Consider the following 13,587-nt stretch of genomic DNA (forward strand, 5'->3'; position numbering starts at 1 on the left):
CTGTCGTCGAGAGGCGCCGACTTCGAGGGGATGGGCATTAACAAATGCAACGTCTACCACCTTATAGGGTGGTTCCGTGCACGCCCCCGTTCTCGCGCGTCGTTTAGCGGCGCGAGGCGCGGCAAATCCTGATCTGCGCAGACGAGCCCGGCGCCGGATCGCGCTTCAGGCGCTCTTGCGGATCGGCAGGCGGGACGCGCCCGCCCGGTGGGGCAGGCCGAATTCAGTCAAGGCGCGCACCTCCACCGGCTCGTCCTTGCGCGCGATCACAATGCTGTGGTCGGGAACCGCGATCCACTCGTCATGCTTGCGGTCGACCGGCTCCGAGGCGATGACGACGCCATCCTCGGACTGGCGGTAGTAGAGGCTGTTCGCCGCGTCGTTCGCAGCGTAGCGAAACGCGTAGAGATCGCGCCCGTCGGCCAGTGCCGCCGTGAAGCGGAAGGGCTGCGCGCCGTCATTGTCGTCAACGCGCTCGGTCAGCACTCGCAAGGTCTCGATGGTGGCGGTGATCGGGTCGCGGCGCTCACCCTGGCCGACCAGGCCCGCCCCGGCGATCGCCAGGAAGATGGCCTCGGAATCGGTTGTGCCGCTGCGGGACGGGTAGAGGTCGTCCGGGATCAGCGCCTCGATGGGGCGCCGCAGGCGGGCCCAGTCGCCGATATAGCCGTTGTGCATGAACAGCCAGGGCCCGCAGGCGAAGGGATGGCAGTTCGGCCGCGTGATCGGCGTTCCCGTCGCGGCGCGCACATGCGCGAAGAACAGGTGGGAATGGAGATGCCGGCACAGGTAGCGCAGGTTGTCGTCGGACCAGGCGGGCTGGACCTCGCGGTAGCGCCCCGGCTCCGGGTGCTCGCCGTACCAGCCGAGGCCGAACCCGTCGCCGTTGAGGCTCACGGTCGATTCGAGAGCCTGGATGCTCTGCGATACGAGGGAGTGGGCCGGCTCGGTCACGTAGTGCTCGAGCGCGATCGTGCGGCCACGATAGGCGATCCAGCGGCACATGATGGGTTCCTTCCCGCGTGATTCCTCGGCTTCAGCCAATCCCGGACGATCATGGAGAAACGACGTCACCTTGAGCGCGTCGCCGCGTAGCTTGACCTCGATCCGCTGCCCGAGGCGGCCTCTGCGCGACCACGGAATCGGAGGTTCAGACACCATGCGTCTGCAGCCAGGATTCCAGCAGGGCAACCTGCCAGAGCTTCGAGTTGCCCTTCGGCGTCAACGCCCCGTCCGGATCGGCGAGGAGGCGGTCGACGTAGGCGCGGTTGAACAGGCCGCGGTCTCGGGCCGCAGGCCGATCGAGGACATCGCGCACGAAATCGAGGAAGGGCCCGCGCAGGTGCTTGAGGGCCGGAACGGGGAAATAGCCCTTCGGCCGGTCGATCACCGCTTCAGGCACCACCGCGCGGGCCGCCTCCTTCAGGATGTACTTGCCCTCGCCCCGCACCTTCAGATCGGCCGGGATGCGGGCAGCGAGCTCCACAAGCTCGTGATCGAGGAACGGCACCCGCGCCTCGAGCCCGTGGGCCATCGTCATGTTGTCGACGCGCTTCACCGGATCGTCGACCAGCATGATCTGCTGGTCGAGTTGCAGCGTCTTGTCGATCGCACTCCGGCTCGCCGACCCGGCGAAGAAATGCGCGATGAATTCGCGGCTGTAGTCGCCGTTCAGGAAATCGGGAGCGAGCGCCTCTCGCATCTCCGCGTGGTCGCGGTCGAAATAGGCGCAGGCGTAATCGCCGACCGGATCCCGCGAGCCCATCAGCTTCGGATACCAGTGATAGCCGCCGAAGACTTCGTCCGCGCCCTGGCCGCTCTGGATGACCTTCACGTGCTTGGCGACCGCCTGCGACAGCAGCCAGAAGGCCACCGCGTCGTGGCTCATCTGCGGCTCGGCCATCGCCGCGATGGCGGAGGGCAGCGCGTCGAGGGTGCGCGAGCCGTCGATGACGAGCTTGGTGTGCTCGGTGTCGAATTCCCGTACGATGATGTCGGAATACTTGAACTCGTCACCCTCGACGCCGTTCACCGCGTCGAAGCCGATCGAGAAGGTCTTCAGGCCCGACTGGCCCCGTCGCGCCAGAAGCGCCACGATGACAGAGCTGTCGAGCCCGCCCGACAGCAGCACGCCGGTCGGCACGTCGGCCACCTGCCGGCGCTCGACGGCGGTGCCGAGGGCATCGAGCACGGCCTCGCGCCACTCGGCCTCGGTCATGACGCGATCCTCGTCCCGCGCGCCGACGGTGAGGGTCCAGTAGGTCTCCTCTCTGCGCGAGCCGTCGGATTCGAGCGTGAGGAGGGTCGCGGGTGCGAGCTTGCGCACGCCCCTGATGATCGTGAGCGGCGCCGGCACGCCCGCGTGCCAGCTCATGTAGTGGTGGAGTGCGGCCGGATCGATCGCGGTGTCGACGTCGCCGGCCGCGAGCAGCGCCGGCAGCGTCGAGGCGAACCGGAAGCGTCCCTTCGCCTCGCTGTAGTAGAGCGGCTTGATGCCGAGACGGTCGCGGGCGAGGGTGACGCGGCCGCTGTCGCGCTCGAGGATCGCGAAGGCGAACATGCCGAGGAAGCGCTCGACGCAGCGCGGCCCCCAGGCGTGAAAAGCCTTAAGGACGACCTCGGTGTCGCTCATGGAGAAGAACCGGTAGCCCCTGGCCTCGAGCTCCCCGCGCAGGGCGCGGTAATTGTAGATGCAGCCGTTGAAGACGAGGGAGAGTCCGAGTTCCGGGTCCTGCATCGGCTGCTGCGCGGCGCTGCTGAGGCCGATGATCTTCAGGCGCCTGTGGCCGAACACGACCCTGTCGTGGCCGAGGATGCCGCCGCCGTCCGGCCCCCGCGGCGCCAGCGTGTCCACCATGCGCTTGACAGCGGCCGGGTCCGCCGGGCCGTCGAAGCTGATCTCACCGCAGAGCCCGCACATCCGCTGCTCGCCCTCCCCTCCAGGTCGACGCCGGACAGCCCCGGCGCGGCGGAGCGGCATCGTACTCCGCGCAGGGCGCAACGCGCCGGCGCTTCGCCCGGTTCGCTCGCCGGGGAGAACGAAGCGATTTCCGAGCCACGGCGCAGATCAGGTCAGCGCGCCACGCCGTTTCCCGGGCTGCGTCGGCGGAGAGCGGGACGCAGGGCTCGAAGGCGATTGGCGAGCGCCTGAGCCCAACCGTTGCCCGAGCTATGCAAGACGGGACTGGGGGTCGCGGCTTCGCGCTAAGCCCGGCCGCGCCGACCGGCCGCGACGACACGGCTCAGCACATGGGACAGCTGCTCGACCGAGTAGGGCTTGTGCAGCAACTCGAAGCCGTGCGTGCCCTCCTTCGCCAGAACGTGGCTGTAGCCGCTCGTCAGGACGATGGGCATGCCGGGGCGCCGCTGCCGAATCTCGTTCGCGAGATCGACCCCGTCGCGGCCAGGCATCACCACGTCTGAGAACACGACGTCGAACCGGAAGGGAATTCTCTCCAGTTCCACCAGCGCAGCCTCGGCATCGCGGACCCAAACGGTCGAGTAGCCGAGTTCCTCCAGGGTCTGGGTCGCGAAGCGCCCGACCTCCGGGTTGTCCTCGACGACGAGCACGCAGGTCCCCTGCCCGTCGACAGGCACCTCGCTGCTGTCTCCGGATTTCGGCGCCGCGATCGGCGTCTCGGCCCGCGGCAAGTAGAGCGTGAAGGTCGTGCCGCGACCGAGCTCGCTGCGCACCAGGACCTCGCCGCCCGATTGCTTGGCGAAGCCGAAGACCTGGCTGAGCCCGAGCCCGGTGCCCTGGCCGACGCCCTTCGTGGTGAAGAAGGGTTCGAAGATCCGGTCGAGGATCGCCGGCGGGATGCCGGTGCCGGTGTCGCTCACGGACACGGCGACAAAGGGCCCCGGTACGGCCGCCTGTCCGCGAGCGGCCGGGATCGCGTCCGGCGCTTCGACCGTGATCGTCAGCTCGCCCTCGCCGTCCATGGCGTCGCGGGCGTTGACGGCGATGTTAACGAGCGCGGTGTCGAACTGGCTCGGATCGGCATGAACGCAGCAGGTCCGGTCCGGAAGCCGCGTCACGACATGCACGCGCGCACCGGTCAGCGTGCCGACCATGTCGCCGATCGCCGCCACGCTGGCGCAGGCGTCGAAGGTCTCGGGCTTGAGGGCTTGGCGTCGGGCGAAGGCGAGCAATTGTCCCGTCAGTTTCGCGGCGCGGTCGACGGTGTCGGAGATCGCCAGCACGTAGCGGCTTCGCCGATCCTCGGCGAGATCGCGTCGCTTCAGAAGATCGGTCGACGACTTGATGACGGTGAGAAGGTTGTTGAAGTCGTGGGCGACGCCGCCGGTGAGCTGACCGACGGCCTCGAGCTTCTGCGATTGTCGGAACGCCTCCTCGATCCGCTCGCGCTCCGAGATCTCGGCCGTCAGGCGTGCATTCGCCTCGGCGAGTTCGAGCAGGCGGCTGCGCTCCTCGGAGAGATCGGTGAGGACTCCGCAGAGGAGTGGCTCCTCGCCCTCCCGCTCCAACCGGTTGATCGAGAGGTAGACAGGGCGCGGCTCGCCGGCCTCGCCGCGCAGCGCGATCTCGCCGCGGACCGGAGCCCTCAGGGCCCCGTCGAGGAGCGCGGTAAGGCTGGATTCATGTCCCGGCTGGAGGAAGTCGCGCAGAGAGCGACCGATCAGCTTCTCCTGGCGCACGCCGAGGATCGCCGCGAGGCGCCGGTTGCAGTAGAGGAGTGTGGCCTCGGGGCTGAGGGTGAAGGCGCCTTCCTGGATCTGCTCGATGAGCACCCGGTAAGGCTGGTCGGCGTTCTCCAAGGTGTAGACGAGCCGCTCGCCGTTCGGACCCTCGACGACAACCGCATCGAAATCGCCCCGACGGATCGCCGCCAGGGTGTCCTCGCTCTCCTCCAAGCGTGATTCCAGCTCGCTGATGCGGGCGCGATAGGCCGCGGGCGTGAGGTCGGAGTGCGTCGTCGGGGCGTCAGCTGTCATCGAGATCCTTCGTCTCGGCGGGATGCAGGCCGAGACCCTGGAGGATGCGCCGCTCGTCCGAGAGGTCGCCCGTGATGCGGCGCACCGGCGGCGGCTGAAGCTTCACGAGGGTCGGGGCCGCGAGGATGCTGTCCGCATCGGCAAGCGCCTGCTGCTGGTAAATGTCGATGATCTCGAGATCGTAGCCGTCCGCGAGGTGGGCGTCGCAGACCCTCCGCACGGTCTCGATCGTGCGGCGGGAGCGCGGCGAGGTGCCCGCGATGAAGAGGCGCAGGACGGGGCGGCCCGCCTCGTCCGCGGTCGTGACGCTCGCGCTCAAGGCTCGTCGTCCCTCGGGCGGATATCGAGCCCGACCAGCACCTTCTCGGTGTTCGAGAGGTCGCCGATGATTCGCTTCAGTGGTGAGGGCAGACGGCGCACCAGGGTCGGGATCGCGAGGATCTGGTCGCCGGCGGCGAGCTGGGGGTTCTTCATCAGGTCGATGACCTCGATGTCGTAGCGTCCCGCGAGGTGCTCCTCGCAGAAGCGTTTCAGGTTCGCCATCGCGGCGAGCGACTTGGCGGTCTGCCCGGCGACGTAGAGGCGCAGGTGATAGAGACCGGGATCGAGATCCGGCTCGGTCACAGGCTCAGGCGGTTCGGGTGTCGCGTCGCTCATCGTGCCGCACTCCGCCGTACCGCGATGTCGCGGCGCCCGGTTTCCAGTTGCGCCTCGCGCGCCTCAACCTCGCCGAACAGCAAGCGCTCCTCTTCCTCGGCCGCCTCCAGGCTGGCGTGAAGCTCCGCGATCTGGCGCTCGATCGAGACGCGTTGCCGCGCGACCTCGCGCTGGCGGCGCTCGCTCTCCTGCTGGCGCCGCAGAGCCTGCGCCTTCTCCTCCGCCTCCTGGACCAAGCGTGCGGTGCCCGTGAGCACGCCGGCCGGCCCGATATAGGCATCGACGAGGGCGATGCCCGCGCTCGACATCAGGAACTCGCGCACCTGATGCGAATGGCTCATCCCACGGGCCTTGATCACGTAGAGCGTGCGCGAGCGCTCGCCATTGGCCTCGACGTTGAGGAGCTTCACCCAGGAATCCATCAGCGACGACACGCCGAAATCGTCGGCGAGGTCGAGAGCGCCGTCGACCCGCAGGCTCGTGAAAAGCGCCGTGATACCGCGGCTCTTGAGCAGGTCCACCATGCGCAGGATCGTGGCCTGCATTTCGCTCGCCGGTCCCCGCAGTGCCGAGAGCGGGTCGACGACAACGAGGTCCGGGCCGAAACGATCGAGGTCGCGATGCATGCGGGCGAGGTGCATCTCGAGCCCGAACAGGCTCGGCCGCGCAGCCTCGAAGCGCAGAAGGCCGGCCTCGACGTGCTGCTTCAGGTCGAGGCCGATCGAGCCCGCGTTCCGGCAGATCTGGTCGCCGCTCTCCTCGAAGACGAAGGCCATGCATCGCTCGCCGCGGCGGCAAGCCGCGTCGATCATGCTCGCACTGATCATGGTCTTGCCGGTGCCGGACTCGCCCGAGATCAGGATGCTCGACCCGCGGTGGAATCCACCCGGTTCCAGCATCTGGTCGAGGCCAGCGATGCCCGTGGAGATGATCCCGCCCGGCGTCGCGTAGTCGAGGTCGGCCGAGGTCACGGGCAGGACGCTGATGCCTTCGGCATCGATCAGGAAGGGGTACTCGTTGGTGCCATGGGCCGAGCCGCGATATTTCACGACCCGAAGGCGTCGCGTCGTGATCTGATCCTCGACCCGGTTGTCGAGGAGCACGACGCAATCCGAGACGTATTCCTCGAGTCCTTGACGGGTGAGTTGGCCCTCGCCGCGCTCGCCCGTGATGATCGCGGTGAGCCCTCGGTCCTTGATCCAGCCGAACAGCCGGCGCAGCTCGGCTCGCAGGATCGAGGGATCCGAGAACCCGGAGAAAAGGGTCTCGATCGTGTCGAGTACCACGCGCTTCGCCTTGACCGTGTCGACGGCGTAGCCGAGCCGGATGAACAGACCGTCGAGGTCGTACTCGCCGGTCTCCTCGATCTCGCTGCGCTCCACGCGCACGTGATCGATGGCGAGCCTTCCCTCGCTCACGAGGCGGTCGAGGTCGTAGCCGAGGGAGGCGACGTTCGCAGCGAGATCCTCGGCGCGCTCCTCGAAGCTCATGAACACGCCGGGCTCGTCGAACTGCGTCGCACCGTTGACGAGGAAGGTGGTGGCGAACAGCGTCTTGCCGCAGCCGGCCGCCCCGCAGATCAGCGTCGGACGGCCCGCCGGCAATCCGCCGAAGGTGATCTCGTCGAAGCCCGTGATTCCGGTCTTGATCTTCGGCAGGCTCAAGGGCTGGGGAAAGTCGGGGGCCACTTCAGCGCGTCTCCGGATTCCTGGGCGGCCGGAGCCGGGACGGCGCGGCGCGTGCCAGCGCTGCGGGGTGGCCGGCGATGCCGATGCGGTCCTGCCGCTCGATGATGCCCCGTCGTGCGGGCAGCAGCACGGACACACCCGGACAGGCGACGGGGTCCCTCAAGGCGGCCTCCGAAAACGGAACGGGCTGCCCGCCTACTGCAAAGCCTCGCCCGCGGCAATACGCGGAGGCTTGCGGGAAACGGACGATCGGGGAGGCGGCACCACCGCTCATTCCGCGGCGAGCGGCACGGGCTCGGGGATGGCCGCGCTCGCGGGCCCCTGGCAGGGCAACGTGACGGCGAAGGTCGTTCCCGAGCCGATTTCGGAGCGGACCTCGATGCGACCTCCAAGGGCACGGACCAGCGCTTTCACGTGCGCGAGGCCGATGCCGTCACCCGGCTGGTTCTGCGGCCCCGCCCGACGGAACAGCTCGAAGATGCGGCCGTGGTCGTGCTCGGCGATCCCACGCCCGTTATCCGAGACCTCGAAGCAAATATGTCCGCTCGGCACGCGCCGTCCCGTCACGGTGATCCGGCCCGGGCGTCCCGGGTCGAGGTATTTCAGGGCGTTGTCGACGAGATTGCCGAACACCTGCTCGACCGCGAGCCGGTCGGCCACGATCTCGGGCAGGGCGGGGGCGATCTCGACGGTCGCGCCCTGCATCTCGGCCTGATGACGATGCGCGTCGCGAATGCCGCGCAGGAGCGCCGACATGTCGAGGGGCTCCGCGGCGAAGGTGCGCCGCCCCTCCCGCGACAGCTTCAGAATGGCCGCGATCAGCGTGTCCATGCGCGCGACCCCCGCCTTGATGAAGCCGAGGGACTCTCCGAGGTCCTCGTCGATCCGCTCGGCTGCGGGATGGCCGGACAGCGCACGCCGGATCTCCTCGCGCGTGGCCTCAAGTTCGCTCGTGAAGCCCATGACGTTGACGAGCGGCGCCCGGAGATCATGGCTGACGATGTAGGCGTAGCGCTGGATCTCCTCGTTCGACTCCCGCAGCTCGGCCTCGACCTCGCGCTGATCGCTGATGTCGGTGTGGACGCCGACCCACTCGCGGATCGCGCCGTCGGCATCGAGCACCGGCACGCCCCGGATCGCGTAGTGGTGCCAGCTGCCGTCCTTCGAGCGGACCCGGTGCTCGAACACGAAGGTCCGCCGCTCGGCGACCGTCGTGTTCCAGGCGTCGATGGTGGGCTGCGCATCGTCCGGGTGTACGGCGTTCGCCCAGCCGTGGCCCTGATACTCCTCGGGCGACTGCCCCGTGATCGCCGCCCAGCCCGGTTGCTCGCCGACCATCCGCCCCTGCGCGTCGTTGGTCCAGAGCACGCCGCGCACCGCCTGAACCGCGGCGCGGAAGCGCTCCTCGCTCATGCGCAGTTCGGCTTGGACGCGCTGTTGATCGATCGACGTGGCGATCATGGCCAGGAACAGGATCAGGAAGGTGGCGCCCGCCACCGCGAGCGCGAGGTTCTGCTGGGCAGGCCCGAGCGTCGCCGGATGGGCGGCGTGCGCCCCCGCATCCGCCGCCGTGATCGTGGCGGCGGCCATGCCGGTATAGTGCATCCCGGCCACCGCCACGCCCATCACGCAGGCCGCGGCGAGTTTCTGCCAGACGCTGTTCCGGCGGAAGGTGAGCCAGAGCGCGGCCGTGGCGGCCGTGACGGCGATGCCGATCGATACGGCGACGATGGCTGGGTCGTAGGCGAAGTTGCCCGGCATCCGCATCGCGGCCATGCCGGTGTAGTGCATGGCCGCGACGCCAAGCCCCATCAATGCGCCGCTGGGAAACACGGTGCCGGAACTGGCACGCGGCCGGCTGACCCAGGCGAAAGCAGCCCCCGTCACTGCGACCGCGATGACCAGGGACAGGATTGTCAGCGTCAGATCGTAGGCGGCCGGAAGACCCATCTCGAACGCGAGCATGCCGACGAAGTGCATCGACCAGATGCCGCCGCCCATCGCGACGGCCGCCCCCGCGAGCCACGCCCAGCGCGGGCCTGCCACCCCGTCCCGGACGCGGGCGCCGAGATCCAGGGCGGTGTAGGAAGCGAACACCGCGATGGCGATGGACAGGGCAACGAGGGCCGGGTTGTAGCCGGTATGGACCATCGGAGGTTCGGAGTGGCGATCAGAAGGGTGAGGCGCAAGCTAGCCTGACCGCGTCAGAAGCACCATCGCCCGGCGCAGAGCTCGGCGTTCGCAAGCGCACCCGCCGCTCCCGCCTTCCCCAAAGCCCGACGAAGACCGTAGGATGCGTCGAGTCGAGAGGAGAGCCCGATGGACGAGGAGACGATCAAGCGATTGTCCGACGCCGTCCACGAGGCGGCGAGCGCGCTGAACCGGGCCATGGCCTACGCGGTGCAGAGCGGCCTGCGGATCGACATCGAATCCGAGGCGTCTCACCTCGCGGTGAATCACCACCCGATTCCGATCCTCCGGGTTCACATCTATCAGGAGCGGTAGGGCGCCACGCTAGTACGCTTTGGCTGAGCGCAATCGGAGATGCTCTTGGTCCACGAACGCGCGCCCTAGTAGCGGCGGTAGCCGCGCCGGACCACCACGCTCCTCGGCCCATATGCGCCCCGGCGCACCACGACGCCGCGCCGCCCGTAATAGCCGCGCCGGACGCCGACAGCCGCGTTCGGGCCGACGCAGCCCGCACGGTAGACGCCCCGCGCGCAGACGACGGCGTTCGCCTCGGTCGGCAGGAAAACGATCAGGCCCGACAGGAGGCCGAGAGCGAGGAGGAACTGCTTCATCACGCGTCTCCATCTTCGACGAATCCGGCTGAGACCACCCGACGTCGCGTGACCTCGAACCACTTCCCGCAAACCGCTACCGTCAGGGTGTGGCGAGCATCCGCAGGCAGGTGCCGGCCTTCTCGGCAGCGGGCCGCGCGTCGGCCTCGCTGATCTTGCCGGCCTCGACCAGCGATTTGGTCTGCGCCACCACAGTGTCCCGCAAGGTGTCGAGGCCCTTCATGTTGCGCACAGAGGCGTCGTAGATGATCCGCGAATCGGCCGGCAGGCCCGCCGCGCAATGGGCGGCGCCCCCGCTCCCGGCCTGCGCGACGTGCGTCCCAGCATCCTTGGAAGGCGCGCCGGCGGCGTCCGGTCCCGGCGCGGCGCCGGATGCTGAACCCGTCGAGCCCGTGCCCGCCGTCTCGGCCATGGCCGCCCCCGCGACCGCGGTGCCGGCGAGGGCCGCGGCCGGGACGCAGCGCAAGCAGCGCGCGAGGAAGGCTTCCCGCGCCACGAGCGGCGCCCTGATGCCGCCGACCGCGACTCCACGCCAGCCCCGCGCAATCCAGAATGCCTCTGCGGGCGTCGCGAGGCCGGCCAGGGTTGCGCCGGCCAGGATCGCGAGGACGAGACGTTTCATCGATGCCTCCTCCGTTGAAAATCCGCTGGCTCCGTTTGAGATGACAAATCTCGGCTTTGCGTGTTCGCCGCAGGGGCGGACCGAGAGAGCCGCCGCATCAGGGGCGAGGCGGCGAGTTCAGAAGTCCGGGTTCGGGAAGGGCACGGATCGTGCACCCTCGGTATGCGCGGTCGAGAAGATCCGATCCTCGATCGGGGGATCGATCATCCAGTCGGAGAAGGTGACAGCATTGCGTGGGCGGCCCGGCGCGCCCGTTTCGGTCACGTAGAGCTGGCGAGGCAGGCGGTCCTGCACACCGATCCAGACCTGCGCCTGCGCGTCGCGATCGGCGAACGCGACGACGTCGGTCTCGACACCGCCGACGAGCCGCGAGCGTCCGACCACGAAGGCGCGCGTCAGGCCGTTCGTCAGAGCCTGAGCGGGGTTCGTCAGCAGCATGTCGGCGAAGGCCTGGCTCTCGCCCGTCGCGGCGACCTCCGCCTTCAGGGCGGCGTCGAGGCTCGCAGGTGCCGGCGCCGTGGCGACGGTGTCCGCTTCGGGCCGGAACAACGTCAGCGTTCGCCCGTCGACGATGAATTCGCGGGAGGGGCCATCGCCGTCTGTGACGACGCGCAGACGATCGGGGCGCCGGAACTCTACCCGGCTGCGCACCGTGTAGAAGATCGATTGACCCTCGGCATTCGGCACGTCGTGCACGGCGATGGCCGTGAATCTCAGGCTCTTCGCCGCGGCGAGCGTGTCGCCCGCGGCCTTGAGTAGCGCCACGGCCGCCGGCTCGACGCCTTGTGCCGGCTGCGCCGCGGCGGGCTGCTGCGCGGCAGCCCGCTCCGGCGCGGTCATGCACAGGACGAGGGCCGCCAGCAGCCCGATCGCGTCGCGGGGCCGTGCCATGGTCTCCTCCCTGTCCCGCGGGCACCGGGGCTGGCTCGCGCGGGCCTCTGCTGCGGGTCGGCGAAGGGCAGCGGCATTCGATCCGCCGCTCTGCCGACCGGATCCTGACCTCGGGCGAGCGCCGCGAGGTATGCTGGTGCATGCGCACGCCCTTGGCAGGGCGCGGGTGGAAACGTTCCTGCAAAACTTCGGCGCAGGACGCACGACCGTAGGCTCGGCCGTGGACATTCAGGCGCCCCTCCTATCTGGAGGAAAGCTTTCACAGGATGGCGGCACCTTATGCCTGCCGATATGTTCAGTCCATGTGATAGTACCGTACCGAAATTGCCGCCCGAATGCGTTGATGACATCTTAGGACTGTTTCGGTTCGGGCTATTTCTGGGCTGAACGTCAGGGCTTGTACGTACATCGCCTCTGTGCCCACCGGCGATAGGCATGTTGTCGGGGCGCCGATCGGGAGGGTCGGATGTCGGTCGTCCGCGTGCTCGCAGGGCTCTTCGCGCTGGCGGGCTGCGTGGTCGCCAGCGCGTATCTGGGGATGCCGCACGCCGACTTGCGGATCGCGGCAGGCCCATCCGGCACCCCGATGTATCGCTTGATCGCGGCACTCGCCGCAGCGAACGCCAAGGTGCATCCGCGTGTGCGGTTGGTGCTCGTTGAAACCGACAGTCTGGAAGCGTCGGGGCGTGATCTCGAGGAGGGCCGCGTCGATCTCGCCGTGATCCGAAGCGACCTGGCCCCGCCGCGCAACGCCCAGACCATAGCGATCCTCCGCCGCGACGTCGTCGCCTTCGTGCTCCCGCCGCGCAGTCCCATTGATGGGATCGCGCGTCTCTCCGGGCACATTGTGGCGTTGCCCGCCGGGGCGGCCCCTGCGGAGGACGGACGCATCCTGGACCGGCTGCTCGGCTATTTCGACGTGCCGGCTGCGAAGGTCGAGCGGATCTTCCTGGCCGCCGACGAGATCGGGCGTGCCGTGCAGGAGCGGCGGGCCGCCGCGATCCTGGCCGTTGGGCCGATCGGCCCAGGTATGGTCGTCGACGCCGTCGGCGCGCTCGCGAGGGCCGAGAAGGGCACGCCGAAGCTCATGGCGATCGACGAGGCCGAGGCGATCGGCAAGCGTCTACCGGGATATGAATCGATCGATGTGCCGGCAGGGGCCTTCCGAGGCCGGCCCGAGGTCCCGGGCGAGTCGGTGACAAGCGTCGCGGTGACCTACCGGCTGGTGGCTTCCCGGACCATGCTCGACATCCTCGCTGCGGCGATCGCCCGCTCCGTCTTCACGATGAAGCCGATGCTGCTCGCGGCGACGCCCCTGGCGAGCCAGATCGAGGCGCCTGACACCGACGACAAGAACCCGTCCCTCCCGATCCATCCCGGCGTCATCGCCTACCTGAGCAACGGCGATCAGAGCTTCTTCGACACCTCGGAGAGCTACGTCTACGTCATCGGCATCCTCGTCAGCCTCACGGGCTCCGCCCTCGCCATCCTCGCCGACCGCAGGCGGCGGCGGCAATCGACGCGGGATCGCAAGCTTCTGTTACGTCTCGTCGAGATCGCGGAGCGCGCACGGGACGCCGATCCGACGAGCCTCGCCGCCCTAGACCAGGACTTGCACGGTCTCGTCGCGGCCGCCCTCACGCGGCAGGCCGAAGGGCATACCGGTCCGGACCAATGGGCCGTCATCGCAGCGGCCACCGCGCATGCGCGCCACGTGATCGCCGGTCGACAGGGTGCCACCGGCAAGCCAGCGGCGGCGCCCGACGTCTAGCGGCGCCGGTGCGCGCGTTTCCCTCAGAACCCGCGCAAACCGCAGGACCAAGACTCACGATGGAGGAAGTTTTCGCCGACCTCGCCGCGCGGCATTGATCGGGTTCCGCAAAGATGTCATCGTCACAGGACTTGATTTGACTGTATTTGTACTCTTGCGCACCGGGTCGTTTGTGTTGTTGTCCGTACAGGAGCGCACGTA

At 68.8% G+C, this 13,587-nt stretch carries 13 protein-coding genes; 2 read left to right on the forward strand and 11 right to left on the reverse strand.

Features of this window, described 5'->3' with window-relative positions; genetic code table 11:
* Positions 1 to 165: 165 nt before the first annotated feature.
* From DK389_RS05780 to DK389_RS05810, 8 genes are all read right to left on the reverse strand, one after another.
* Positions 166 to 1,005 (reverse strand): class II glutamine amidotransferase, encoded by an 840-nt coding sequence (locus DK389_RS05780; RefSeq protein WP_109888028.1) that lies wholly within the window; start codon positions 1,003 to 1,005, stop codon positions 166 to 168.
* 145 nt (positions 1,006 to 1,150) lie between these two features.
* Entirely contained in the window at positions 1,151 to 2,920 is a 1,770-nt protein-coding gene (locus DK389_RS05785) for an N-acetylglutaminylglutamine amidotransferase (protein ID WP_109888030.1), read from the reverse strand.
* A 284-nt stretch (positions 2,921 to 3,204) separates the two neighbouring features.
* Positions 3,205 to 4,956, reverse strand: coding sequence for an ATP-binding protein (locus DK389_RS05790; protein ID WP_109888032.1), 1,752 nt, complete (start codon positions 4,954 to 4,956; stop codon positions 3,205 to 3,207).
* On the reverse strand, positions 4,946 to 5,275 hold the full coding sequence (locus DK389_RS05795) for a circadian clock KaiB family protein (protein WP_236960646.1): 330 nt from the start codon (positions 5,273 to 5,275) through the stop codon (positions 4,946 to 4,948). Before DK389_RS05795 ends, DK389_RS05790 begins: the two co-directional genes overlap by 11 nt.
* Complete coding sequence (locus DK389_RS05800; protein WP_109888034.1) at positions 5,272 to 5,613, reverse strand: circadian clock KaiB family protein; 342 nt, start codon at positions 5,611 to 5,613, stop codon at positions 5,272 to 5,274. Before DK389_RS05800 ends, DK389_RS05795 begins: the two co-directional genes overlap by 4 nt.
* Entirely contained in the window at positions 5,610 to 7,301 is a 1,692-nt protein-coding gene (gene kaiC / locus DK389_RS05805) for a circadian clock protein KaiC (RefSeq protein WP_194075162.1), read from the reverse strand. Before kaiC ends, DK389_RS05800 begins: the two co-directional genes overlap by 4 nt.
* Position 7,302: 1 nt before the next feature.
* On the reverse strand, positions 7,303 to 7,464 hold the full coding sequence (locus DK389_RS32070; protein WP_162560397.1) for a hypothetical protein: 162 nt from the start codon (positions 7,462 to 7,464) through the stop codon (positions 7,303 to 7,305).
* Between the two features lie 107 nt (positions 7,465 to 7,571).
* Entirely contained in the window at positions 7,572 to 9,452 is a 1,881-nt protein-coding gene (locus tag DK389_RS05810; protein WP_109888036.1) for an MHYT domain-containing protein, read from the reverse strand.
* Positions 9,453 to 9,620: 168 nt separating this feature from the next.
* On the opposite strand from DK389_RS05810, the gene DK389_RS05815 reads away from it, so the two are divergent.
* Positions 9,621 to 9,806, forward strand: coding sequence for a hypothetical protein (locus DK389_RS05815; RefSeq protein WP_109888038.1), 186 nt, complete (start codon positions 9,621 to 9,623; stop codon positions 9,804 to 9,806).
* Positions 9,807 to 9,871: 65 nt separating this feature from the next.
* Here DK389_RS05815 and DK389_RS05820 read toward each other — a convergent pair whose 3' ends face one another.
* The 3 genes from DK389_RS05820 to DK389_RS05830 all read right to left on the reverse strand — a co-directional run bounded on the left by DK389_RS05820 (position 9,872) and on the right by DK389_RS05830 (position 11,615).
* Positions 9,872 to 10,102 (reverse strand): hypothetical protein, encoded by a 231-nt coding sequence (locus DK389_RS05820; RefSeq protein ID WP_109888040.1) that lies wholly within the window; start codon positions 10,100 to 10,102, stop codon positions 9,872 to 9,874.
* An 82-nt stretch (positions 10,103 to 10,184) separates the two neighbouring features.
* Positions 10,185 to 10,724: a hypothetical protein gene (locus DK389_RS05825; protein ID WP_109888041.1), complete on the reverse strand. Its 540-nt coding sequence runs from the start codon at positions 10,722 to 10,724 to the stop codon at positions 10,185 to 10,187.
* 117 nt (positions 10,725 to 10,841) lie between these two features.
* A complete protein-coding gene (locus tag DK389_RS05830) occupies positions 10,842 to 11,615 on the reverse strand; it encodes a DUF2092 domain-containing protein (protein WP_162560517.1) in 774 nt (257 codons plus the stop codon).
* Between the two features lie 466 nt (positions 11,616 to 12,081).
* On the opposite strand from DK389_RS05830, the gene DK389_RS05835 reads away from it, so the two are divergent.
* Positions 12,082 to 13,386 carry a TAXI family TRAP transporter solute-binding subunit gene (locus DK389_RS05835; RefSeq protein ID WP_109888045.1) on the forward strand — a complete coding sequence of 435 codons (1,305 nt, stop codon included), beginning with the start codon at positions 12,082 to 12,084 and terminating at the stop codon, positions 13,384 to 13,386.
* Positions 13,387 to 13,587 lie beyond the last annotated feature (201 nt).

The organism is Methylobacterium durans (genome assembly GCF_003173715.1).
Taxonomy (GTDB): Bacteria; Pseudomonadota; Alphaproteobacteria; order Rhizobiales; family Beijerinckiaceae; genus Methylobacterium; species Methylobacterium durans.

Excerpts from the sequence above, each read along its gene's own strand:
- DK389_RS05800 (WP_109888034.1), bottom strand. The coding sequence starts at position 5,613 with ATGAGCGACGCGACACCCGAACCGCCTGAGCCTGTGACCGAGCCGGAT.
- DK389_RS05815 (WP_109888038.1), top strand. The coding sequence starts at position 9,621 with ATGGACGAGGAGACGATCAAGCGATTGTCCGACGCCGTCCACGAGGCG.
- DK389_RS05780 (WP_109888028.1), bottom strand. The coding sequence starts at position 1,005 with ATGTGCCGCTGGATCGCCTATCGTGGCCGCACGATCGCGCTCGAGCAC.
- DK389_RS05820 (WP_109888040.1), bottom strand. The coding sequence starts at position 10,102 with ATGAAGCAGTTCCTCCTCGCTCTCGGCCTCCTGTCGGGCCTGATCGTT.
- DK389_RS05785 (WP_109888030.1), bottom strand. The coding sequence starts at position 2,920 with ATGTGCGGGCTCTGCGGTGAGATCAGCTTCGACGGCCCGGCGGACCCG.
- DK389_RS05790 (WP_109888032.1), bottom strand. The coding sequence starts at position 4,956 with ATGACAGCTGACGCCCCGACGACGCACTCCGACCTCACGCCCGCGGCC.
- DK389_RS05835 (WP_109888045.1), top strand. The coding sequence starts at position 12,082 with ATGTCGGTCGTCCGCGTGCTCGCAGGGCTCTTCGCGCTGGCGGGCTGC.
- DK389_RS05825 (WP_109888041.1), bottom strand. The coding sequence starts at position 10,724 with ATGAAACGTCTCGTCCTCGCGATCCTGGCCGGCGCAACCCTGGCCGGC.
- DK389_RS05830 (WP_162560517.1), bottom strand. The coding sequence starts at position 11,615 with ATGGCACGGCCCCGCGACGCGATCGGGCTGCTGGCGGCCCTCGTCCTG.
- DK389_RS05810 (WP_109888036.1), bottom strand. The coding sequence starts at position 9,452 with ATGGTCCATACCGGCTACAACCCGGCCCTCGTTGCCCTGTCCATCGCC.